This window comes from Cryobacterium sp. PAMC25264, from assembly GCF_019443325.1.
GTDB lineage: Bacteria > Actinomycetota > Actinomycetes > Actinomycetales > Microbacteriaceae > Cryobacterium.
Map to the genome: position 1 here is coordinate 3,590,502 of NZ_CP080383.1, position 22,198 is coordinate 3,612,699.

A 22,198-nucleotide genomic window follows, 5' to 3' on the forward strand; every position below is an offset into this window, starting at 1 on the left:
TTCGGCTCTTCTGACATATCCGTGGGTGGTTTCCGCGTGGCTTAACGAGCGCACGCCGCTTTCTGTCTAGGTTTCTGACTGTCAAAGGTTGGAAACTGAAGAACGGAAAACGGCGTGCGTACTGCAAGGATATGGCGGACTCTGCTCGGTGTCGAAAAGACCATCGTTGACGACGTCGATTACGACGACGATGCGGGCGTTTTGGTCGTCGCGGTCCGGCCGATGAAAGCGGCCCGGAACCGGTGTGGGCTGTGCCACCGGCGCAGCCCAGGCTACGACCGTGGTGAGGGTCGACGACGCTGGCGGAGCCTGGATGCTGGCATCATCCAGGTCGTTCTCGAGGCAGACGCCCGCCGGGTGGCGTGCCGTGAGCATGGCGTCACGGTCGCGTCGGTGCCGTGGGCTCGGCACCAGGCCGGACATACCTACCTCTTCGACGACCACGTCGCGTGGCTGGCTACGCAGTCTTCCAAGACCGCGGTTACCGCGTTGATGCGCATCGCTTGGCGCACCGTCGGCGCGATCGTCACCCGGGTCTGGGACGACGCCGCGACCCTGCACGACCCGTTCGATGGCCTCACCCGCATCGGGATCGATGAGATCTCCTACAAGCGTGGCCACAAGTTCCTCACCATCGTCGTGGACCACGACACCGGCCGTCTCGTCTGGGCTGCACCGGGCCAAGACAAAGCCACCCTCGGCACGTTCTTCGACGCCCTCGGCCCCGAGCGTTCCGCACAGATCACGCATGTTTCCGCGGACGGTGCGGCCTGGATCGCCAACGTTGTCGCGGCCCGCTGCCCGAACGCGGTGCGCTGCGCGGACCCGTTCCACGTCGTCAAATGGGCCACCGAAGCCCTCGACGAAGTCCGCCGCGCAGCCTGGAACGACGCCCGCAAAGCCGCCCGCATCAATGACGCCGCGCGGGGCCGCGGCCGACCCCGGAACGGAGCCCCCGAACGCCCCGACAGCGCTCGCGCGGCCGGCATCAGAAACAGCCGTTATGCGCTCTGGAAAAACCCCGAGAACCTCACCGAGAAACAACAAACCAAGCTGGCCTGGATCGTCCAAACCGACCCCCGACTGGCCCGCGCCTACTACCTCAAAGAAGGCCTCAGAGTCATCTTCAAACTCCCGCTCGACCAGGCCAAGGAAGCCCTCGACAAATGGGTCGCCTGGGCTCGCCGCTGCCGCATCCCCGCGTTCGTGAAGCTGCAACGAAGCATCGTGAAGCACCGCGTCGCGATCCTCGCCTCGATAGAACACAACCTCTCCAACGGCCGCATCGAATCCATGAACACCAAAATCAGACTCCTCACCAGAATCGCGTTCGGCTTCGCCTCACCTGACGCCCTCATCAGCCTCGCCATGCTCAGCCTCGGCGGCCACCGACCAGCCCTCCCGGGCCGGAAATGACCCACGGAAGAGTCAGGAGAGCCGGTTTTTCGGGGCTTTTCTCACAGTTCGCGGGCGGGAGGAGAATGGGATGCGCTGTACCAGTGCACCAACCGAGAGGCACAACCCGTCATGCCCCAGCGCACAGCCCCCGACGCATGAGCGCCCGGATCCACTTCGTCCGCCACGCCGAAACCCTCTTCAACGTCAACGGCATGCTGCAGGGCTGGTGCGACGCCCCGCTGACCGAACGCGGCGAAGGCCAGGTCGCCGCCCTCGGTGAGCGGATGCGCGACGTGCCGTTGGCCGCCGCGTTCATGAGCGATCTCACCCGCACCCGCACCACCATGGCGGGCGCCCTCGCCGGGCATCCACACCTCGTGCCCACCCCGATGCGGGACCTGCGCGAATGGCACTTCGGCGGCTGGGAGGGCCAGCCCACCGCGTCGCTCTGGAACCCGGTGTTCGCCGAACACGACGCCACCTACGCGCCGGGGACTTTCGCCACGATCACCGCGAACGGATTCGACAGCGTGATCGACGCCATCCACCGCAACGACCCGAGCGGCCGCGCCGACTCGGCAGCGGATGTGCGCACCCGCGTCGACGCGGCGCTGGAGACCGTGGTGGCCGCCGCCGAACTGGCGGCACTGGAGGACACAGGGGATGTGCTCGTCGTGACCCACGGGTCCGTCCTCGGCAGCATCCTGCACACCCTCGTTCCCGCGACGCGACCGCGCACGGGCTTCCCGAACTGCGGAATCGTCACCGTGACCTGGACCGAGGGGCAGGCGATCGCCGGCAAGATCGACGCATCCTGCGCCTGACGCACGCGACCGGGGCGGCTCGGGAAAAGTCCGGTCGAATTTCCAGCATCGGAGCGTAGTCTCGGGGTACGTAGTGCGACACTGGAGGTTGCTCGTCATGTCCCGTACCTGGCTGAAGTGGATGCCCGCCGCGGTAGTGCCCGCCGTCATCGCCGTGGGAGTGCTGGCTGTTCCGCTGCAGGCCGGCGCCGCCGTGGACCTGCCGGACAAGACGCCGCAGGAGGTTCTGCAACTGGCGGCCGGCAGCACTGTCGACACGTTCTCCGGAACCATCGAGCAAACCTCCGACCTGGGGCTGCCCGAGGTACCCAGCAGCGGAGATTCCGCCGCCGGTGATCTCTCCGATGCCCTCGACCTGCTCACCGGGGACCACACCGTACGGGTGTACCAGTCCGGCGCCGACCAGAGCCGCGTGCAGGTGCAGGACACCATGTCGGAGCGCAACCTGATCCGCAACGGCACCGACCTCTGGGTCTACGACTCGGCCGACAACACCGCAACGCACGCCACCCTGCCCGCCCACACGGATGCCGCCGGTGAGACCCCCGGCGCCAGGTACACGCCCGCGGAGATGGCCGACACATTCCTCGCCGAGGTGACCCCGAGCACCGGGGTGAGCCTGTCCGAGAACACCCAGGTCGCCGGCCGCGACGCCTACGAGCTGGTGCTGACGCCCAACACCGAGACCACCCTCGTTGGCTCAGTGTCCATCGCGGTGGACGCCGAGACCGGCCTGCCACTGCGGGTGCAGGTCGAAGCCACGGGCGCCAGCGAGCCCGCCCTCAGCCTGGCCTTCACCTCGCTCAGCCTCGACACCCCGTCGGCTGACCTCTTCACCTTCAGCCCGCCGGCCGGGGCCGACGTGTCCGAGCAGGCGCTGCCCGCGAAGGGCGACGCCGAGCACCCCGAGGGCGACGGAAGCGGCGCCACCGTGATCGGCACCGGCTGGGATGCCGTGGTGGCCGTGCCGGCCGGAGCGGATGCCCAGGCGATGGCCGACCTCACCGCCTCACCGCTGTACACCCAGGTGACCGACGCCGTGGACGGCGGGCGGGCCCTGAGCACGACGCTCGTGAGCGTGCTGATCACCGACGACGGCCGGATCTTCGCCGGTTCGGTGCCCGTGGAGCGGCTGCAGGCCGCCGCCGCCCAGGAGTGACACCGCCCACCTGGGCCGCCGGCGACCTCGCCATCGAGACCCGGGCACTCACCAAACGATTCGGCCAGCAGACCGCCGTCGACGCCATCGACCTGGCGGTGCCGATGGGCTCCGTGTTCGGGTTCCTCGGCCCGAACGGCTCGGGCAAGACCACGAGCATCCGGGTGATGCTGGGACTGGCCGCCGCGACGAGCGGCGAGGTCAGCCTGCTCGGCGAGTCGATGCCGGGCCGGCTCGCCCGGGTGTTGCCCCAGGTGGGCGCGCTGGTGGAGGGGCCGGCGTTCTATCCGTTCCTATCGGGGCGGCGAACCTGCGCCGCCTCGACACCGCCGACCGGGCCGCCCCCGGCCGCACCCGCCGCGCAAGGGTGGACCGCGCGCTCGACCGGGTCGGGCTGTCGAACGCGGCCGGCAAGAAGGTGTCGGCGTACTCGCTGGGCATGAAGCAGCGCCTCGGCATCGCCAACGCCCTGCTGATGCCGCGCCGCCTGCTGGTGCTCGACGAACCCACCAACGGGCTCGACCCGCAGGGCACCCGCGAGGTGCGCGCCCTGGTGCGTTCCCTCGCCGGTGAGGGCACCACGGTCTTCGTCTCAAGCCACCTGCTCGCCGAGGTGGAACACATGTGCACCCACGCGGCCATCATGAGCGCCGGACGCCTGCTGGTGCAGGGCACCCTCGACGAGCTGCGCGCCGGCGAGTCCCGGGTGCGGGTGCGCACCCCGGATGCCGATGCCGCGATCCGCGTGCTGGCCGTCGCCGGTCTCACGGCCGGCCTGGAGACGCCCGAGGTGCCCGCCGGGCCGGGCGCCGACCCGTGGGTGAGCGCGCCCCTGGACGCGGATCCCCAACCGGCCGAGTCCCTCGTGGCCGCGCTCGTGGCCGCCGGAGTGCGGGTGCGCGGCTTCCAGATCGACGACACCAGCCTCGAAGAACGGTTCGTGGCGCTCACCGGGGAGGGTTTTGATGTCGTCCGCTGAACCGGTACTGCCGGCCGCCGAATCCAAGTCGGCTGACACCCCTCCCGCCGAGGCTCGGGCCGGCGGCGCCTGGGCACTGCTCGTTTCTGAGCTCACGGTGCTCTTCCGCCGCCGGCGCACCTGGGCCTTGCTGCTCGCGCTGGCCGCGATCCCCGTGCTCATCGCCGTGGCCGTGCGGCTCTCTTCGCAGGAACCGACTCCCGGCCGGGGACCGCCGTTCCTCGACCAGGTCACCCAGAACGGCCTCTTCGTGGCCTTCACGGGCCTGATCGTGTCGATCCCCCTATTCCTGCCGCTCACGGTGGGGGTCGTGGCGGGTGACACCATCGCCGGCGAGGCCAGCCTGGGCACCCTGCGCTACCTTCTCGTCGCCCCGGCCGGCCGGGTGTGGCTACTCGTGGTCAAGTACGTCGGCGCCGCCGTGTTCGCTCTGGCGGCCACCCTCACGGTGGTCACCGCTGGCGTGCTCTCCGGGCTGGCCCTGTTCCCCGTCGGCCCGCTCACCCTGCTCTCGGGCGACACGATCAGCCTCGGCGAATCGTTTCTGCGCGCCCTGCTCATCGCCGGGTATGTCACGGTGTCGCTGCTCGGCCTCTCGATGATCGGCCTCTTCTTCTCCACCCTCACCGTGGTGCCCGTCGGGGCCATGGCCGCCACGATCGTGCTGTCGGTGGTGGCGCAGGTGCTGGACTCGCTGCCGCAACTGGATTGGCTGCATCCGTGGCTGTTCAGCCACTACTGGCTGGACTTCGCCGACCTGCTGCGCCAGCCGGTCGACCTGAGCTCCTTCGGCGCGAACGCCCTACTGCAGGGCGGCTACCTGCTCGTCTTCGGGGCACTCGCCTACGGGCGTTTCGTGACCAAGGACATCCTGAGCTGACGCCGCGGGCCGGGAATCGCCGGTTTATATGACCTTGATATGAGAATGCCATTTCAGGCATGTATCCCAGGGTCCCTTGATGCCCAGCCGCTTACCGTTATATTGTGCCCTCACTTGGGGGTCATATCCGGAGGCAGCTGTTTTGGCGATCGAGAGTACCCCACCCGTCGTACGACCTGACACCCTGCCGCGGGTGCGCCTGGAGGCGGTCGCCGAGAGGGCTGAGGCCTGGTGCGATCCTGCTGACGCTGCCACGGTCGTGACGGGCATCGCCCTGTCGACGCAGTCGGTGCAGCCCGGGGATCTGTTCGTTGCCTTGCCCGGCAAGAACGGCCACGGCGCCCAGTACGCGGCACAGGCTGTGCAGGCGGGGGCCGCCGCGGTGCTCACCGACGCGGCCGGTGAGGCGGAGGCGCGGTCCGCCGGGGTGCCCTGCATCATCAGCGACAACCTGCGTGACCGGCTCGGCGAGCTGAGCGCGTTCATCTACGACACCGCCGACAGCGACCTCGTGATCTTCGGCATCACCGGAACGAACGGTAAAACCACCACCGCCCATGTGCTCGAGGCGGTGCTCGGCCAGATGGGACTGGTCACGGGCCTGTCGACCACGGCCGAGCGGCACATCGCCGGCGAGGTCTTCGTCTCCAAGCTCACCACGCCAGAGGCCACCGATGTGCACGCGCTCCTGGCCCGGATGAAGGAGCAGAGCGTGCAGGCCGTGGTGCTCGAGGTGAGCGCCCAGGGTCTCACGCACGGCCGGGTGGACGGCATCGTTTTCGACTGCGCGGGCTTCACCAACCTCTCGATCGACCACCTCGACGACTACGGCACGATGGAGAACTACTTCCAGGCCAAGGAGATCCTGTTCCGCCCGGAGCGGGCGCGCACCGGTGTGGTGAGCATGGAGACCCCGTGGGGCCTCCGGTTGCTCAGTGAGCCCACGATCCCGGTGTCGTCGATCTCAGCGGATGCCGACGCCGACCCGGACTGGCGACTGGAGATTCTCGAGTCCCTGCCCCAGTCGACCCGATTCCGGGTGCAGAACCGGGCCGGTGACCGCGTGGAGACGACCGTGGCACTGCTCGGCGACCACCTGGTGGCCGACGCGGGCCTGGCCATCGCGATGATCGTCGAGGCCGGCTACCCGGCCGCGCAGGTGCAGGCCGCCGTGCACGACGGCATCCGGGTGTACATCCCCGGGCGCACCGAGAGCGTCTCCGGGCCGACCGGTCCGCGCGTGTACGTGGACTTCGGTCACAGCTCCGACGCGTTCGAAAAGACCCTGCGGGCCGTGCGCACGGTCACCCCTGGCCGGGTCATCATGCTCTTCGGCGCCGACGGCGACCGGGACCCGGTCAAGCGCCCCGAGATGGCCAGGGTCGCGGCGGCCGGCTCCGACATCGTGGTGGTCACCGACCACCACCCGCGGTTCGAAGACCCGGCCAGCATCCGGCGGATGCTCGTCGACGCCGCCCGCGAGGCGTTCCCCGGCAAGCAGATCGTGGAGGTGTCGCCGCCCGAGGCCGCCATCGACTACGCGGTGGACCTGGCGCGGGACGGCGACGCCATTCTCTGGGCCGGGCCCGGACACCAGGACTACCGGGACATCCGCGGGGTGCGCACGCCCTACTCGGCGCGGGAGCTGGCCCGGGAGGCCCTCACCCGGCACGGCTGGCCGGCCCAGCAGCCCTCCGAACCCGCCGTCCCCTCCCGCGAACTGTGACTTAAGCACCAAAAACTCGGGTTTTCAGGTGCTTAGCTCACAGTTCGCGGTGGGCGGGGGCGGCGCGGATGCCCTCGGTCCAGGTGGCCACGCAGAGCGGCACGCCCGGCCGGTAGGCGAGATGGGCCACGGCGGGGGCATCCAGCACCTGCAGGTCGGCCCGGCCGCCGACCCGCAGCGAGCCCACCGCATCCGGCCCGTGCTCGCGACCGAGCGCCCGGGCCGCGCCCCGGGTGGCCGCCCAGACCGCCTCGCGCACGGTGAGGCCCATCTGCAGCACCGCTGTGGCCACGCAGAACGGCATCGATGTGGTGTACGAGGTGCCCGGGTTGCAGTTGCTGGCCAGGGCGATGTGCGCGCCGGCGTCGAGCAGCCGCCGAGCCGGCGGGAACGGTTCGCGGGTGGACAGGTCGCAGGCCGGCAGCAGTGTGGCCACGGTGTTCGACCCGGCCAGGGCGTCGATGTCGGCGTCGTCGAGGTGGTTGCAGTGGTCCACGCTGGCGCAGCCGAGCTCCACGGCCAGGCGCACCCCGCCGCTGGAGCCGAGTTGGTTGCCGTGTAGCCGGAGACCGAGTCCGGCCGCCCGGCCGGCGAGCAAGACTTCCCGGCACTCGTCCACATCGAACGCTCCGGTCTCGCAGAAGGCGTCGATGAAGTCCACGTGCGGGGCCACGGCGGCCAGCATCGGGCCGGTGACCAGGTCGAGATAGGCGCGCCGGTCGATGCCGGGCGGCACCACGTGGGCACCGAGGAAGCTGACGATGTCGGCCACGTCGGCGGCTGCCCGCGCGCTGCGGAGTTCGCCGTCCACGTCGAGGCCGTAGCCGGTCTTGGTTTCCAGGAACGTCGTGCCCTGGGCCTCGGCCTCACGGCGAAGACGCCTGGCGTTGGCGACCAAGGCGGCCTCGCTCGCGGCCCGGGTGGCCGTCATCGTGGCGAGGATGCCGCCGGCCGCGTAGCGCTGACCGGCCATCCGGGCCTCGAACTCCGCGGCGCGGTCCCCGGCGAAGACCAGGTGGGTGTGGCTGTCCACCCAGCCGGGCAGCACGGCCCGGCCGCCGACATCCACTCTGCTGTCGGATGGCGGGGCGTCGGCGGCGGGTCCGATCCAGGCAATCCGGCCGTTCTCGATCACGAGCGCGGCGTCCGTGAGCCTGTCGTCGTCGTGGCTGAACTCGGCGGACTGGGTGGTCAGCTCGCCGATTCCGGTGAGCAATTCGGCGGTCATCGGGGAGCCTTCCGGGTGGGGTGCGCGAGGGGAGCGGAGTGGGCGGAGGAAGGGAAGGATGCCGGACCGGCTGGCAGTACGAACGCCCGCTTATCGCCGACAACTGCGCCTGTTTCGGACAACTGTTGCCGGCGCGCCGGGTGCACGTGTCCGGAAGGGGAACAGAAGGCCCGGGGCGGGGTCATGCGGAGGCCGATGCGGATGCGGATGCGGCGTCGAGGGCGGCCAGCGCATCACGGAGGAGCGCGGCGGGCGAGCCATCGGACGAGCCGGCGGTGGGCGCGCTGGTGGTAGTGGGGCTGACATCGGCGGTGACCGAGAGGGTGGCGGCGGGGGTGCCCACGAGGCGTCCGGTGTCGGCCACGAGGCGGCCGCCCACGATCACCCGGCGCACGTCCGCGGCCGTGGCGGCGAGCACGAGCTGGCCGGGGTCGGCGCCGACGGTGCGGATGCTGTGCGCGTCGACCTCGACGAGGTCGGCCGGGTCACCCGGCGCCAGGCCGGCCCGGCCCAGGCCGAGCGAGGCGTACCCGTCGGCGCCGGCCGCCCGCAGGAGCTGCGCCGGGCTGAACCGGCCCCGGGAACCGGAGGCCAGCCGTTCGCCCATTTCCAGGCCGCGCATCTCGAGGAACGGGTCGATTACGGCGTTCTGGTCGGAGCCGAGGGCTATCGGCGTGCCCGCGGCGGCCAGCGCGTGCGCGGGGCCGATGCCGTCGCCGAGGTCGGCCTCGGTGCTCGGGCACATCACCACCGTGACGCCGTGGGCGCCGAGCAGCGCCACATCGTCGGAGCTGAGATGGGTGGCGTGCACGACGCTCAGCCGTGGGCTCAGCGCACCGAGTCCGGCCAGCACTCCAGTGGGGGTCACGCCGTACGCGGCCTGGCAGTCGACGTTCTCCCGGGGCTGCTCCGAGAGGTGGATGTGCAGCGGCACGTCAGTGGGCAGCCCGGCCAGGATCTCGCGCATGGCGTCCTGCGGCACGGCTCGCACGGAGTGCAGCGCCGCGCCGAGGGTGACGAGCGTGGGGTCGGTGGGCCTGGTCGCGGCATCCGTCTCGATCACCGAGCGGAGCGCTGCCCAGCGGCCCAACCAGCCGGCCGCGGACCCGTCGCCGAAGCGGCGCTGCTCCGCCATCAGCGGGGCGTCGAAGGCGCCGGCGAGGTAGCTGGTGTCGAGCAGCACCAGACGGATGCCGACCTCGCGAGCCGCCGTCGCCAACGCGAGTTCCATCGCATGCGCCTGCGGGTATGCAGTGCCGTCTGCCCGATGGTGCAGGTAGTGGAATTCACCCACGGCGGTGTAGCCGCTGACCAGCATCTCGGCGAAGACGGCCCGGGCGAGCTCGAGGTAGAGCTCGGGGGTCAGCGTCTGGGCGACCGTGTACATGGACTGCCGCCACCGCCAGAAGTCGCCGCCCTGAGCGTGGGTGCGGCCGCGGAGCGCCCGGTGGAAGGCGTGCGAGTGCGCGTTGGCCAGGCCGGGCAGCACGGTGCCCAGGCGGATGTCGCGGGTTTCGGCCGCAACACCGTCGGCCCGGTCGATGATGAGGCCGTTCTCGCCCACAGTGAGGCGCACTCCTGCGCTGGGAATTCCGTCGGCCAGCAGCGTCTCGCACCAGTAGCTGGTCGGGGCCCCGGCTGCGGCGCTCACAACAGTTCCCGGAGCAGGGTGTCGAGCGCATCGACGCCGGCGATGCAGTCCGCCAGGGTGGCGAATTCCTCGGGCGAGTGCGAGATTCCGGTGGGGTTGCGTACGAACAGCATGGCGGTGGGCACTCGGGCGGCGAGAACGCCCGCGTCGTGGCCGGCGCCCGTGGAGAGGGCGGGAAGGCCGCCGAGGGTCAGGGCCAACCGGGCGGCCAGCTCGGGGTCGAAGGTGACGGTGCCGGTCCAGGACTCCTCCACGACAGTGGCGGCGCAGCCGGTGTGCAAGGCCTGCAGCCGACCGGTGATGTCGGCAACGACGGCGCGGGCCTCGACGTCGGTCTCGGCACGGGCGTCGAGCCAGGCGGTCACTGCAGACGGGATGACATTGGTGCCGCCGGGCACCGCCTCGATGCGACCGACCGTGGCGCGGGCGCCCGGGCTGGCCAGCGCCGCCTCCTGCACGGCCAGGATGGCGTGCGCTGCGGCGACCATCGGGTCCCGGCGGCCGGTCATCAAGGTGGCTCCGGCGTGGTTGCCCTGGCCGGTGAAGCTCATGCGCCAGCGGCCGTGCGCGAGGATCGAGGAGGCCACCGCCAGCGGGGCGCCGAGGTCGATCAGGCCGCGGCCCTGTTCTACATGCAGCTCCAGGAATATGCCGATGCGGTCGAGAGCGTCCTGGTCGCGGCCGAGATGTGCCGGGTCGAGTCCGGCGGTCACGGCGGCCTCCGCGAGGGTGATTCCGGAGCGGTCGGTGAGGTTCCGGGCGACGTCGGCATCGATTGCGCCCGAGAGTAGTCGAGAGCCCAGGCAGGCGACGCCGAACCTCGAGCCTTCCTCTTCAGCGAAGACCAGCACCGCGCACGGCCGGCCGGGCACGAAGCCGGCGGCCTGCAGCCGGGCGACGGCCTCGAGTGCGGAGACCACTCCGAGCGGCCCATCGTAGGCGCCGCCGCCCGGCACGGAGTCGAGGTGACTGCCCAGCACCACGGCGTCCGGCCCCGCCGCCCCCCACCAGGCCCAGGTGTTGGAGTTGCGGTCCACCTCCACGGCCAGGCCGAGCCGCTCGGCGCGTTCGGTGAACCAGGCGCGCAGCTCGAGTTCGGCTCCCTGCCAGAGATGCCGCGAGTAGCCGCCGGCGCGCAGGTCGCGGCCGGTTCCGGCGATCTCGTCGAGACCGGCGAGCACGCCGTGGGCGACGAGGTCAGGCATCGAGCGCATCCGCGGGCGCCTCTGGGGCCGCGGGCGCATTCGTGGTGGCCGCACCCGCATCCGTCTCCCACATCGGTACTCGCAAGCCGCGCTCGCGGGCTACCTCCTCGGCGCGCTCGTAGCCGGCATCGACGTGGCGCATCACGCCGGTCCCGGGGTCGTTGACCAGGACCCTGGAGATCTTCTCTGCCGCCAGCGGGGTGCCGTCGGCCACGATCACCTGGCCGGCGTGGATGCTGCGGCCCATGCCGACCCCGCCGCCGTGGTGGATCGAGACCCAGGTGGCGCCGGACGCGGTGTTCAGCAGCGCGTTCAGCAACGGCCAGTCGGCGATGGCATCCGAGCCGTCCTTCATGGCCTCGGTCTCGCGGTAGGGCGAGGCCACCGAGCCGGAGTCGAGGTGATCGCGGCCGATCACGATCGGGGCGCTGAGTTCACCGGAGGCGACCATCTCATTGAACTTGAGGCCGGCGAGATGCCGCTCCTGGTAACCGAGCCAGCAAATGCGGGCGGGCAGGCCCTCGAAGTGCACCTTCTCGCCGGCCGCGGTGATCCAGCGGCGCAGGTGCTCGTCGTCGGGGAACAACTCGACGATGGCCTTGTCGGTGGCCGCGATATCGGCCGGGTCGCCGGAGAGCGCCGCCCAGCGGAACGGGCCCTTGCCCTCGGCGAAGAGCGGGCGGATGTAGGCGGGCACGAAGCCGGGGAAATCGAACGCGCGCTCACAGCCGCCGAGCAACGCCTCGGCGCGGATGGAGTTGCCGTAGTCGAAGACCTCGGCGCCGGCCTCCTGGAAATCGACCATGGCCTGCACCTGCTTGGCCATCGAGGCCCGGGCCCGCTCGGTGAACTCCGCAGGGCTGGCGGCGGCGTAGGCGTGCCACTCGGCAAGAGTCACCCCCTCGGGCAGGTAGGCGAGCGGGTCGTGTGCGCTGGTCTGGTCGGTGACGATATCGATGGGTACCTCGCGGGCGCGGAGCTCGGCGAAGACCGTGGCGGCGTTGCCGACCAGGCCCACCGAGAGCGGCCGGCGTTCGGCCTTGGCGGCGAGCACCCGGGTGAGCGCGTCGTCGATGTCGTCGGTCATCTCGTCGAGGTAGCCGTGTTCCACCCGGCGGGCCAGGCGGGACGGGTCCACGTCGACGATGAGCACGACGCCCTCGTTGAGGGTGACCGCCATGGGCTGGGCGCCGCCCATGCCGCCGGCGCCGCCGGTAAGGGTGAGGGTGCCGGCCAGTGTGCCAGTGAACCTCTTGGCGGCCACGGCGGCGAAGGTCTCGTAGGTGCCCTGCAGGATGCCCTGGGTTCCGATGTAGATCCAGGAGCCGGCGGTCATCTGGCCGTACATGGTGAGGCCGAGGGCCTCGAGCTTGCGGAACTCCGGCCAGGTGGCCCAGTCCCCGACCAGGTTGGAGTTGGCGATCAGCACGCGCGGCGCCCACTCGTGGGTGCGGAACACCCCGACGGGCTTGCCGGACTGCACAAGCAGGGTCTCGTCCTTCTCGAGCGTGGTGAGGGTGCGCACGATGGCGTCGTAGGCCTCCCAGTTGCGGGCGGCCTTGCCGGTGCCTCCGTAGACGACGAGCTTCTCGGGGTGCTCGGCCACCTCCGGGTCGAGGTTGTTCATCAGCATCCGCAGCGGGCCCTCGGTCTGCCAACTCTTCGCGGTGAGGGTGGTGCCGCGGGCGGCGCGCACGACGCGGGGCGGATGAGCGTCGGTGGGCGTCGCATCCGTCACCGGGGTGGTGGCGCCGGTCTCGGTCAGGTCGGGCATGAGCGGGGTCTGCTTTCTCGAGAGCTGCGGGGAGAGGACGGGTCAGTACAGCGAGCCGGTGACGCTTTGGGCGGCGGCGAGCACGGCGCCGCTTCGCACGGAGGCGGCGACGGATTCGATATCGGGGGAGAGGAACCGGTCGGGTCCGGGGCCGGCGACCTCACGGCGCACCTCGGCCAGCACGGCGCCGGTGGCCGGTCCCGGCGTGAGCGGCGCGCGCAGGTCGAGGGCGCGGCTCGCGGTCATGATCTCGATGCCGAGCACCCGGGCGAGACCGTCGATGCCGGTGCGGAGCTTGCGGGCGGCGTGCCAGCCCATTGACACGTGGTCCTCCTGCATGGCCGAGGACGGGATCGAGTCGACCGAGGCGGGCACCGCGAGGCGCTTGAGCTCGGAGACGATGCCCGCTGCGGTGTACTGGGCGATCATCAGGCCGGAGTCGACCCCCACGTCGTGGGCGAGGAACGCGGGTAGGCCGTTGCTGCGGGCCGGGTCGAGCATCCGGTCGGTGCGGCGTTCGGACATGCTGGCCACGTCGGCCACGGCGATGGCGAGGAAGTCGAGAACGTAGGCGACCGGGGCCCCGTGGAAGTTGCCGTTGGACTCGACGCGGCCGTCGATCGTGACGACGGGGTTGTCGATGGCGCTGGCCAGTTCGCGTTCGGCGATACGGCCGGCGTGGTCGACGGTGTCGCGCGCGGCTCCGTGCACCTGCGGGGCGCAGCGCAGCGAGTAGGCGTCCTGCACGCGGGTGCATTCCGGACCCTTGTGGCTGGCCACGATGGGGGAGTCGGCGAGCAGGTGGCGGAGGTTCGTGGCGGCGGCCTGCTGGCCCAGCTGCGGGCGGAGGCCGGCGAGGTCGGCGGCGAAGGTGGCATCCGTGCCGAGCAGCGCCTCGATGCTCATCGCGGCGGCCACATCGGCGGTGGCGAGCAGCGTGTGCAGGTCGTGCAGGGCGAGGCTGAGCTGGCCGAGCATGCCGTCGGTGCCGTTGATGAGGGCCAGGCCCTCCTTCTCGGCCAGCAGCACGGGCTCGAGGCCTGCGGCGGCGAGAGCGGCGGCGGCGGGCAGCTCGACTCCGGTGCGGTCGCGCACGGTGCCCTCGCCCATGAGTGCGAGGGCGCAGTGGGCCAGCGGGGCCAGGTCGCCGGAGCAACCGAGCGAACCGTACTCCCGCACGATCGGGGTGATGCCGGCGTTGAGCAGTCCGGCGTAGGCCTCGGCCGTCGACAGGCGGATGCCCGTGCGGCCGGTGAGTAGGGTCGACAAGCGCAGCAGCATGAGCGCGCGCACCGTTTCCCGTTCCACCTCAGCGCCGGAACCGGCCGCGTGGGAACGCACCAGGCTCTGCTGCAGCCGGGTGCGGTCGGCCGCGGTGATGAAGGTCGTGGCCAGGGCGCCGAACCCTGTGGAGATGCCATAGTGCGGCTGCACGTCGGTGGCGAGGATCTCGATGGTGGCCCGACTGGCGGCCACGGCGGCGCGGGCATCGTCGCCGAGGAGTACCGGGGCGTCGTGGCGGGCTACGGCCACGACATCCGCCACCGAGACCGGGCCGGTGCCCACGGTGACGGGCGTTGCGGCGGCAATGTGGGTGGGCAGGACGGTGTCGACGGTGTGCATGGTCCTATCTGACTCCTGCGCGCGGCCCGGCGCAGCGGCTTTCACCCGTTTGGTGTCTCGTATACGAGACAGCGGCGGCCAGGCTGGCCGGGTGCACCCGGTGTTGGACGACGCGCGGGAGCGGCGCCGATGCGCGCGTGGCGTGCCACCCGCGTACCGGCGCTGTGCCCGCGCAGCTCCGATCAGACCTCGTCGGACTAGGGTGGCATCAATCCATTGGAGGTACCGAATGCTGTCGACCGATCTGATGACGGATGCTTTCGGCCGGGTGCAGGAGGCGGTGCATGCCGTGCTCGTGGGCGCCGGGTCCGATCTGCTCGAGTTCCGCGCCGACCCCGAGGCGAACACCATCGCCTGGCTGGTCTGGCATCTCACCCGGGTGCAGGACGACCACGTCGCCGACCTCATGGGCGAGCCCCAGCTGTGGACGACCGGCGGCTGGCAGAAGCGCTTCGACCTGCCCTTCGCGGTCGGTGCCACCGGGTACCGCCAGAGCGCGGGTGAGGTCGCGGCCGTGCGGGCGGGGTCCGACCTGCTCCACGGCTACTTCGACGCCGTGCACGATCGCACGATCGCCTACCTGGGCACCCTGCGCGAAGACGACTTCAGCCGCGTGGTCGACACCCGCTGGACGCCACCGGTGACCGTGGCCGTGCGGCTGGTCAGTGTGATCGGCGATGACCTGGAGCATGCCGGCCAGGCCGCGTTCGTGCGCGGGCTGGCGCAGCGGGCCGGCCTGCACTGAGTCGTGCCGGGCGCCCGGCTAGGCTCGGGGGCAGTACCTCGACCCTGGAGATCCTGTGGCCCACTCGTACCCGCTGTATCTGAATGTGCTGGCGCAGTGCTTCTGCTGCCAGTCGCTGCAGCCGTTCCACTTCACCTCGGCGACCGATCAGGTGGTGTGCGGCCACTGCCTGCGCCACCTCGGCGCCGAGAAGGCCGAGCAGCGCGACGCCGACCACATCGCGCTCTGGCTCGGGCAGTTCGCCGCGCAGCAGGAGACACTGCATGAGCTCGAGGCCACCAGCACCGCCACGATCGCCGAACGTGATGCCGAGATCGCCGCGCTCGCCGCGCAGGTGGCCGACCTCACCGGCATCGTGGCCGGCCGCTTCGACCGCGGCCCTGATGCAGCCTTGCGCGGCCTGCTCGAAACCGAGGTGCTCAAGCGCGCCGAACGCAAGGCCGAGCTGGGCCAGCGACGCACGGATGCCGCGATGGCCGTGCTCTGGCAGATCGACCGGCTGCATACCGTGAACCCCGCCGACCCCCAGCACTGCGGCTGCGGAAAGTCGGTCGTCGCCTGCCCGGAGACCCGGGCGTTGGGTCCGGTGCGGCAGACGCTGGGCGACTGGGAGGCGAAGAACCTCAAGCTCCACTCCGCCGGTCAGCGCCATGCGTTGCCCGCCGGGCATCCCGCCCTGGCCTGAGCGGGCCGCGCCGCCCCGCACGCAACTGTTGCCCGAACGGACAATTGCACCCGGCGTGCCGGGTGCAATTGTCCGCAGCGGGACCAGATGCGGGTGAGCGGGCGCGCGCGTCAGACCGCGGGGCGCACCACCGAGGACTGGCCGGGGGCTGGGGCGCCGAGGGTCGAGGAGCCGGGGCTGGGCGTGAGACCCAGGCGGCGGACGATCTCGGCGGCCTCCTCGGCGGGCTTCCGGCCGGCGTCGATGGTGATCGCGTTCTCGTCGGACTCCGGCGGCTCGAGTGCCTCCACCTGCGAGTCGAGCAGCGAGGTGGGCATGTAGTGGTCGTGCCGCGTGGCCAGGCGCCGTCCGATCAGGTCTTTCGATCCGGTCAGGTGCACGAAGATCACGTTGTGCTCCCGCAGCACGTCCCGGTAGCGACGCTTGAGCGCCGAGCAGGTGATGATGCCGGGCACGCCCGCCATGGTGTGCTCGATGATCCACGACGAGATCGTGTCGAGCCACGGGGCGCGGTCCTCGTCGTTGAGCGGCTCGCCCGAGGACATCTTGTCGATGTTCTCCTGCGGGTGCAGGTCGTCGCCCTCCTCGAGGTCCCAGCCGAGCTGGCCGGCCAGGATGCCCGCGACGGTGGACTTGCCTGACCCGGAGATGCCCATGATCACGAGGACGGGGTTCTGAGTGTCAATCATGGCTAGATCACAATGTTCAGCAGGAGGACACCGGCAAGCCCGGTGACGGAGATGAGGCATTCCATGACGGTCCAGGTCTTGAGGGTCTGCGGCACGCTCGTGCCCAGGTACTCCTTGACCAGCCAGAAGCCCGCGTCGTTGACGTGGGAGAGGAACAGCGAACCGGCGCCGATGGCCAGAACCATGAGCGACACATCCGTGGCACCGAGGCTGGCGGCGACCGGTGCGAGGATGCCCGCTGCGGTGACGGTGGCGACGGTGGCAGACCCCGTGGCGACGCGCACGAGCGCGGCGACGACCCAGGCCAGGATCAGCACTGAGATGCTCGAGCCGTTCACCGCGTCGGCGATGACGGTTCCGATGCCGGTGTCGATGAGCACCTGCTTGAAGCCGCCGCCGGCGCCGACGATGAGCAGGATGCCGGCGATCGGGGGCAGCGCGTCGGCGAGCGACTTCGAGACGGCCGCGCGGTCCATGCCGCCGCCGCGGCCGTAGACGATCATGGCGTAGATCACGGCGATGCCGAGGGCGATCATCGGGGTGCCGAGGAAGTCCAGGGCGGAATTGAGCGGGTCGGTGGAGCCGGGGTTGATGGCGTCGGCGATCGAGCGGGCCAGCATCAGCACGACCGGGAGCAGGATGCCCGAGATCGTGGCGAGGAAGCCGGGGCGCTTGACGTTCTCGTCGAGGCCCTGATCGGCGGCCGTGATGAACATCTCGGGCACGGGCACCGTGACCCAGCGAGCCGCGAACTTGCTGAACAGCGGGCCGGAGATGATGACGGTGGGGATGGCGATGAGAACGCCGATGGCCAGCGTGAGGCCGAGGTTGGCGTTGAGGGTGGTGACGGCGACGAGCGGGCCGGGGTGCGGCGGCACGAGACCGTGCATGACCGACAGGCCGGCCAGCGCCGGGATCGCGATGCGGATGAGCGACTGGCCGCTGCGGCGCGCGACCAGGATGATCACGGGGATGAGGAGCACCAGGCCGACCTCGAAGAACATCGGCAGGCCGATCAGCCCGCCGATCAGTGCCATGGTCCACGGCAGGGTACGCACGCTTGACCTGGTCACCAGGGCGTCGACGATGCGGTCGGCTCCACCGGAGTCGGCCAGCAGCTTGCCGAACATGGCTCCGAAGCCCACGAGCACACCCACGCCGGCCATGGTGGCGCCGAAGCCGGCGCCGAAGCTCGTCACCGCGGCATTCGGGGCCATGCCGGCGCCCACGCCCACGCCGACGGCGCCGATGGACAGCGCCAGGAACGGGTGCACCTTGAGCCAGGTGATCAGCACGATGATCACGGCGACGCCGATGATCGCCGCGAGGATGAGTTGCAGAGTGCTGCCGGCCGGAACCACGGGTTCCACCGCCTGAATCGCGCGGGTCACATTCATCTCGTCAATCCTTCTCCGAGACCGCGTCCCTGCGACCTCTTCGTCATGGTGGTGAGCACATGGGTCCTTCACAGCACGAATGCGGCATAGTGAAGGAAGAAACACGTGATCTGATTAATCTGATTAATCGGATTTATGAAGTGTTACACAACGACGGCGATGTGGTCAAGATCGCCGCACGAACGGCACGCGACGTCGCGCGCCGAGACGAAACGGCGCGGCGGGACCGGGCCGAGTGAATGGGGTTTACACGGATGGCTGCAGTGGGCGACGAAACCTGGCGCGACCGGGGATTGCACGCACGGGTGGTGAACGCGCTCGGACAGGAGATCGTCGACGGCGCCTGGGCGACGGGCGACATCCTGAACCTCGACAAACTGAGTGAACGCTTCTCCGTGTCGCGGTCCGTGCTGCGCGAGGCCCTCCGGGTGCTGCAGTCCGTGGGCATGGTCGAACCCCGGCAGCGGGTGGGCACGCAGGTGCGGCCCCGGGAGTCCTGGGACCTGCTCAATCCGCAGATCATCCAGTGGCGCGGGCAGGGTGACTACTTCGCCCAGATGCGCGAGATGCTGCAGCTGCGATTGGGTATCGAGCCCGTCGCCGCCCGGCTCAGCGCGCGCCTGATGACGCCGGAGCAGCGTGCCGCCGTGGCCCGCGCCGCCGACGTGATGGTGGCGGCCGACCACGACAACGACGGGAGGCGCTTCCTCGAGGCCGACGTCGAGTTCCACACCCTGATCCTGCAGGGGTCCGGCAACGCCGTGATGAGCCACTTCGCCAACACCGTGGCGGCGCTCCTGCGCACCCGCGAGCAGGAGAAGCGCTTCACGATCACCGACTACACCCCCGCATCCGCGCACCGCCACAACGACCTGGCCGCGGCGATCGTGGCCGGCGAAGAGGATGCCGCCTACGCCTGTGCGTATGCCACCCTCGACGCCACCCTCGCCGAGTTCGTGCAGGAGTCGGCCGGCGCGGGTTCGACGGCGGGTTCGACCGCGGGTTAGGCCGGAAGCACCCCTTCCGTCGTTGCGCCCAGTGGGGGTGCGGCGATGGTCGCTGCGTTCCTCACCCGGGTCAGAGTCGGGCGAGCCGGTTGATGTCCTCGAGAAACTCCGCGGCTACCTGCGCCGAGACCGTCGTGCGAGTGCCGCGGATGCCGGCCAGATAGTCCGAGGTTGTCGGCCCGCCGGTCACCGACTCGTCCGCACCGCCACCAGCGCCTCCTCCAACGCCTGTTGGGAGGCCCGCCGGGCGGCGTACTCGATGTCGGCGGGCGAGAAACCGTCGCTGGCCGCGACGAGGGCGTCGAGGTCGACGATTCCGGATACGTCGTCGGGAATGTAGCGCTCCCAGATTGCCTGCCGTGCTGCGGCATCCGGCAACCCGATCGGTACGACGTAATCGAACCGACCGTGGCGCAGGAAGGCCGAGTCGAGCGTGCGGATGAAGTTGGTGGCACAGACCAGCAGGCGCCCCGGCCGCTCGCGGAAGGCCGGGATGAGCTTGAGTAGCTCGTTGGTCACTCCCTGCAGCGGTGAGGGCGGTTCGCCGCCGCGCTGGGCGGCGATCTCCTCGACCTCGTCGATGAAGACCACCACATGGTCCAGGTCGTCGATCTTGCCGAAGGTCTCCCGGAGCGCCCCGGCCAGCCCCTGCGGGTCGCTCGCCAGCCGGGAGGGGAACACCTCGACGAACGGCCAGTCCAGCCGGGATGCAATGGCCTTGGCGAACGTGGTCTTGCCCGTGCCGGGCGGACCGAAGAGCACCACGGCCTTGGGCGGCACCACGCCGTAGCGTTCGGCCATCTCGGGCCGGGCCAGAGGCATCACCAGGCGGCGCTCGAGCAGGTCTTTCTCCCGCACCATCCCGCCCACACCCGCCCAGAGATCCCGGGGCAGGATGCGACCACCGAGGTCGGCCAGCACCCGGATCTCGTGGCCCTGCACCGGGATGCGTCGCTCGAAGTAGCTGAGATGGTTCTTGATCTCGAAGCCGCGGTTGACGAACGCGTCGACCCGGGTGGCGCTCTCCGGCATCAATGCGGAGAGCTTGGTCAGGCCGTGCGGCGCCATTCGTCTCTCCAATTCGGCCAGCAGGGCCGAGCCGACGCCGCGCTTCTGCCACGGTTTTGTGGTGGCCAGGAACACGATCCACCCCTGCGCATGCGCGGCCCGGCCCACCGCCGCACCGACTACCTCGTCGCCGTGTACCGCCACTACTGCGTCGTCCTTCTGGCAGGAGGCAAGCACCTCGGAGAGGGCATAGACGGGGTCCGTGCTGGTCGCGGTGACCTCCTCCCAGAGGCGCAGGATGCCGTCGAGGTCGTCGGCCTGAAAATCGCGGATGCGCCACTCGGTCATCGGTCTCCTTCGCTCGCTGGGTGTGTGAGCACTATGGCACCGGTGTGGTGTCAACGATGGGTCTGGTCGAGAAGTCCGCAGCTTTCGGCGTCGGCAGGCCGGCCGCCTTTGCGAGAATGCTCACATGCCCAACATTCATGCCGGCCAGACCGACCTCGTCGACCACACCCCGTTTGTCGACCTGACGCCGCCCACCGATCCGGTCGCCCACCGATACGGCGAATCGGGCGGCGCCGGTGGGGCTGTCCTGCCGCCGACGATCGAACTGCAGCTGAATCACCGCTCGGTGCGCAAATTCCTGACCGATCCGGTCAGCGACGCCCAGATCGATCTCGTCATCACGGCCGCGCAATCCGCCTCTCAGTCGTCCAACCTTCAGGTGTGGAGCGTCGTGGCCATTCGGGACGACGACCGGAAACGGCGGATCTCAGCGTTCATCGGCCGCCAGTCGTACGTCGAGGACAGCTCGGTCTTCTTGGTCTGGGTCGCGGACTTTCGTCGTGCGGCGAATGTCGCCCAAGCCCAGGGCGCTAGCGCTGAGACCCTCGGCTACATGGAAAACACCCTCGTCACCGCCGTCGATTCAGGGATCGCAGCCCAGAACGCCCTTCTGGCGGCCGAGTCGCTGGGCCTGGGTGGGGTGTTCGTCGGTGCGCTGCGCAGCAACCCGGCGGCCATCATCGATGAGCTCGGCCTGCCCGAGTACACCTTCCCCATGTTCGGGATGGCACTCGGTTATCCCGACCCGTCGGAACACGCCGGAGTCAAGCCTCGCCTGCCCCGGGCGGCGGTGCTGCACAGGGAGCACTACGACCCTACGGCCTGGCTCCCAGCCGCCGAGGTGTACGAAGACCGAATCCAGGAGTATTTCGCTGAACACGGTCGAGACAATTACAGCTGGGCAGACACCCTGACCAAGCGGATCAGCACTGTCGACGGCCTGCACGGCCGCGAGTCCATCCGCGGGGCTCTTGAGGCGCAAGGCTTCGCGTCTGAGTAGACCTACGCAGGCGCGACGGGAGGACTAGCCGGCGCTCACCCAGCCGTGCTCGACGAGCCAGGCCTCGCACAGCGCACTCCAGGCCTGGAGCGGCCCGAGGCCGTGGCCGAGGCCCTTGCCGTGGTCGCCGCGCTCGAAGACATGCAGGTCGAAGGGCACATTGTGGGCGGCGAGGGCGCTGGCGTAGCGCAGCGAGTGGCTCACCGGCACGCCACCGTCATCCGCGGTGTGCCAGAGGAACGTCGGCGGGGTGTGCGCATCCACCAGGGTGTCGGCGCTGAGCGCGCGCCGGTTGTCGAGGGTGTCCCGGTCGCCGAGGAGGCTCGCGAGCGACTCGGAGTGCGGCTCGTGGGTCATCGAGATGACCGGGTAGGCGAGGATCGACAGGTCGACCCGGCCTTCGGGTGGCACGGGGGCCGAGGCGACGCCCGTGGAGAGCAGCGCGGCCACGTGGCCGCCGGCCGAGAAGCCGACCACGCCGATGCGGCTGCGGTCGACGTCCAGCTCCAGCGCACCAGTCCGGACGGCGAGGAGCACGTCCTGCACCCGGACGAGGCCGCTCGGGTACCGGTGCGGATCCACCGGATAACGCACCACCAGCGCGTTGAGGCCGATCCCGGAGAGCCAGTCGGCGATCACGGTTCCCTCGTGGTCGGCATGCTCGCGGTACGAGCCACCCGGCAGGACCAGCAGCAGCGGCGCGGGTGCGGCCGGCACCGACGGATCGGTTCCCTGCGGCCGGGCGGCGGCCCGGAACGTGAGGTCGGTATCCGCCAGTGACGGCGGGGAATCGGTGCGGGAGTGCGCGGGGGTGGCACGAATGGAGCGGGGGAGCGTGTCGGTCATGCCGCCATCGTAGTGAGCGCCGGCGG

Annotated in this window: 18 protein-coding genes and 2 pseudogenes; 11 read left to right on the forward strand and 9 right to left on the reverse strand. The window is 70.4% G+C overall.

The window, feature by feature from the left end; translation table 11 throughout:
* Nucleotides 1-114: 114 nt before the first annotated feature.
* From KY500_RS16845 to KY500_RS16870, 6 genes and pseudogenes are all read left to right on the forward strand, one after another.
* Complete coding sequence (locus KY500_RS16845) at nucleotides 115-1,416, forward strand: ISL3 family transposase (protein WP_219901511.1); 1,302 nt, start codon at nucleotides 115-117, stop codon at nucleotides 1,414-1,416.
* 137 nt (nucleotides 1,417-1,553) lie between these two features.
* On the forward strand, nucleotides 1,554-2,222 hold the full coding sequence (locus KY500_RS16850; protein ID WP_219901512.1) for a histidine phosphatase family protein: 669 nt from the start codon (nucleotides 1,554-1,556) through the stop codon (nucleotides 2,220-2,222).
* Between the two features lie 97 nt (nucleotides 2,223-2,319).
* On the forward strand, nucleotides 2,320-3,381 hold the full coding sequence (locus KY500_RS16855) for a DUF2092 domain-containing protein (protein WP_219901513.1): 1,062 nt from the start codon (nucleotides 2,320-2,322) through the stop codon (nucleotides 3,379-3,381).
* Nucleotides 3,378-4,360 (forward strand): annotated as a pseudogene (locus KY500_RS16860) (ABC transporter ATP-binding protein). The gene KY500_RS16855 and the pseudogene KY500_RS16860 overlap by 4 nt, the downstream one beginning before the upstream one ends.
* Entirely contained in the window at nucleotides 4,347-5,240 is an 894-nt protein-coding gene (locus KY500_RS16865) for an ABC transporter permease (RefSeq protein WP_219901514.1), read from the forward strand. The pseudogene KY500_RS16860 and the gene KY500_RS16865 overlap by 14 nt, the downstream one beginning before the upstream one ends.
* A gap of 142 nt (nucleotides 5,241-5,382) precedes the next feature.
* Complete coding sequence (locus tag KY500_RS16870) at nucleotides 5,383-6,966, forward strand: Mur ligase family protein (protein WP_255579497.1); 1,584 nt, start codon at nucleotides 5,383-5,385, stop codon at nucleotides 6,964-6,966.
* 37 nt (nucleotides 6,967-7,003) lie between these two features.
* On the opposite strand, the gene hutI is transcribed toward KY500_RS16870, so the two are convergent.
* From hutI to hutH, 5 genes are all read right to left on the reverse strand, one after another.
* On the reverse strand, nucleotides 7,004-8,194 hold the full coding sequence (gene hutI, locus KY500_RS16875) for an imidazolonepropionase (RefSeq protein ID WP_219901516.1): 1,191 nt from the start codon (nucleotides 8,192-8,194) through the stop codon (nucleotides 7,004-7,006).
* A 181-nt stretch (nucleotides 8,195-8,375) separates the two neighbouring features.
* Nucleotides 8,376-9,845, reverse strand: a complete 1,470-nt coding sequence (locus tag KY500_RS16880; protein WP_219901517.1) for a formimidoylglutamate deiminase — start codon at nucleotides 9,843-9,845, stop codon at nucleotides 8,376-8,378.
* On the reverse strand, nucleotides 9,842-11,050 hold the full coding sequence (locus KY500_RS16885) for an allantoate amidohydrolase (RefSeq protein WP_219901518.1): 1,209 nt from the start codon (nucleotides 11,048-11,050) through the stop codon (nucleotides 9,842-9,844). The genes KY500_RS16880 and KY500_RS16885 overlap by 4 nt, the downstream gene beginning before the upstream one ends.
* Nucleotides 11,043-12,824, reverse strand: a complete 1,782-nt coding sequence (gene hutU, locus KY500_RS16890; RefSeq protein ID WP_219901519.1) for a urocanate hydratase — start codon at nucleotides 12,822-12,824, stop codon at nucleotides 11,043-11,045. The genes KY500_RS16885 and hutU overlap by 8 nt, the downstream gene beginning before the upstream one ends.
* Before the next feature lie 42 nt (nucleotides 12,825-12,866).
* Nucleotides 12,867-14,447, reverse strand: a complete 1,581-nt coding sequence (hutH, locus tag KY500_RS16895; RefSeq protein WP_219901520.1) for a histidine ammonia-lyase — start codon at nucleotides 14,445-14,447, stop codon at nucleotides 12,867-12,869.
* A 229-nt stretch (nucleotides 14,448-14,676) separates the two neighbouring features.
* On the opposite strand from hutH, the gene KY500_RS16900 reads away from it, so the two are divergent.
* Nucleotides 14,677-15,192 (forward strand): DUF664 domain-containing protein, encoded by a 516-nt coding sequence (locus KY500_RS16900; RefSeq protein WP_219901521.1) that lies wholly within the window; start codon nucleotides 14,677-14,679, stop codon nucleotides 15,190-15,192.
* Nucleotides 15,193-15,247: 55 nt separating this feature from the next.
* Nucleotides 15,248-15,877: a hypothetical protein gene (locus tag KY500_RS16905; protein ID WP_219901522.1), complete on the forward strand. Its 630-nt coding sequence runs from the start codon at nucleotides 15,248-15,250 to the stop codon at nucleotides 15,875-15,877.
* 110 nt (nucleotides 15,878-15,987) lie between these two features.
* Here the strand turns inward: KY500_RS16905 and KY500_RS16910 are convergent, their stop codons facing one another.
* Together KY500_RS16910 and KY500_RS16915 are read right to left on the reverse strand one after the other, a co-directional pair.
* Complete coding sequence (locus KY500_RS16910; RefSeq protein WP_219901523.1) at nucleotides 15,988-16,566, reverse strand: gluconokinase; 579 nt, start codon at nucleotides 16,564-16,566, stop codon at nucleotides 15,988-15,990.
* A 2-nt stretch (nucleotides 16,567-16,568) separates the two neighbouring features.
* Complete coding sequence (locus KY500_RS16915) at nucleotides 16,569-17,963, reverse strand: GntP family permease (RefSeq protein ID WP_219901524.1); 1,395 nt, start codon at nucleotides 17,961-17,963, stop codon at nucleotides 16,569-16,571.
* Nucleotides 17,964-18,022: 59 nt separating this feature from the next.
* Between KY500_RS16915 and KY500_RS16920 the strand changes: the two genes are divergently transcribed.
* Together KY500_RS16920 and KY500_RS16925 are read left to right on the forward strand one after the other, a co-directional pair.
* Nucleotides 18,023-18,202, forward strand: a complete 180-nt coding sequence (locus tag KY500_RS16920) for a hypothetical protein (protein WP_219901525.1) — start codon at nucleotides 18,023-18,025, stop codon at nucleotides 18,200-18,202.
* Between the two features lie 15 nt (nucleotides 18,203-18,217).
* Nucleotides 18,218-18,970, forward strand: a complete 753-nt coding sequence (locus KY500_RS16925) for a FadR/GntR family transcriptional regulator (protein ID WP_219901526.1) — start codon at nucleotides 18,218-18,220, stop codon at nucleotides 18,968-18,970.
* Nucleotides 18,971-19,040: 70 nt separating this feature from the next.
* Here the strand turns inward: KY500_RS16925 and KY500_RS16930 are convergent.
* Nucleotides 19,041-20,326 (reverse strand): annotated as a pseudogene (locus KY500_RS16930) (ATP-binding protein).
* Nucleotides 20,327-20,450: 124 nt separating this feature from the next.
* Between KY500_RS16930 and KY500_RS16935 the strand changes: the two are divergent.
* The gene (locus KY500_RS16935; RefSeq protein ID WP_219901527.1) at nucleotides 20,451-21,326 is read left to right on the forward strand and encodes an NADPH-dependent oxidoreductase; all 876 of its coding nucleotides are present in this window, start codon (nucleotides 20,451-20,453) and stop codon (nucleotides 21,324-21,326) included.
* A 24-nt stretch (nucleotides 21,327-21,350) separates the two neighbouring features.
* On the opposite strand, the gene KY500_RS16940 is transcribed toward KY500_RS16935, so the two are convergent.
* Nucleotides 21,351-22,172 (reverse strand): alpha/beta hydrolase, encoded by an 822-nt coding sequence (locus KY500_RS16940; protein WP_219901528.1) that lies wholly within the window; start codon nucleotides 22,170-22,172, stop codon nucleotides 21,351-21,353.
* Nucleotides 22,173-22,198: the final 26 nt, after the last annotated feature.

Excerpts from the sequence above, each read along its gene's own strand:
- KY500_RS16940 (WP_219901528.1), bottom strand. The coding sequence starts at position 22,172 with ATGACCGACACGCTCCCCCGCTCCATTCGTGCCACCCCCGCGCACTCC.
- KY500_RS16910 (WP_219901523.1), bottom strand. The coding sequence starts at position 16,566 with ATGATTGACACTCAGAACCCCGTCCTCGTGATCATGGGCATCTCCGGG.
- KY500_RS16855 (WP_219901513.1), top strand. The coding sequence starts at position 2,320 with ATGTCCCGTACCTGGCTGAAGTGGATGCCCGCCGCGGTAGTGCCCGCC.
- hutI (WP_219901516.1), bottom strand. The coding sequence starts at position 8,194 with ATGACCGCCGAATTGCTCACCGGAATCGGCGAGCTGACCACCCAGTCC.
- KY500_RS16900 (WP_219901521.1), top strand. The coding sequence starts at position 14,677 with ATGCTGTCGACCGATCTGATGACGGATGCTTTCGGCCGGGTGCAGGAG.
- KY500_RS16920 (WP_219901525.1), top strand. The coding sequence starts at position 18,023 with ATGGGTCCTTCACAGCACGAATGCGGCATAGTGAAGGAAGAAACACGT.
- KY500_RS16935 (WP_219901527.1), top strand. The coding sequence starts at position 20,451 with ATGCCCAACATTCATGCCGGCCAGACCGACCTCGTCGACCACACCCCG.
- KY500_RS16850 (WP_219901512.1), top strand. The coding sequence starts at position 1,554 with ATGAGCGCCCGGATCCACTTCGTCCGCCACGCCGAAACCCTCTTCAAC.
- KY500_RS16885 (WP_219901518.1), bottom strand. The coding sequence starts at position 11,050 with ATGCCTGACCTCGTCGCCCACGGCGTGCTCGCCGGTCTCGACGAGATC.
- KY500_RS16865 (WP_219901514.1), top strand. The coding sequence starts at position 4,347 with ATGTCGTCCGCTGAACCGGTACTGCCGGCCGCCGAATCCAAGTCGGCT.
- KY500_RS16925 (WP_219901526.1), top strand. The coding sequence starts at position 18,218 with ATGGCTGCAGTGGGCGACGAAACCTGGCGCGACCGGGGATTGCACGCA.
- hutU (WP_219901519.1), bottom strand. The coding sequence starts at position 12,824 with ATGCCCGACCTGACCGAGACCGGCGCCACCACCCCGGTGACGGATGCG.
- hutH (WP_219901520.1), bottom strand. The coding sequence starts at position 14,447 with ATGCACACCGTCGACACCGTCCTGCCCACCCACATTGCCGCCGCAACG.
- KY500_RS16915 (WP_219901524.1), bottom strand. The coding sequence starts at position 17,963 with ATGAATGTGACCCGCGCGATTCAGGCGGTGGAACCCGTGGTTCCGGCC.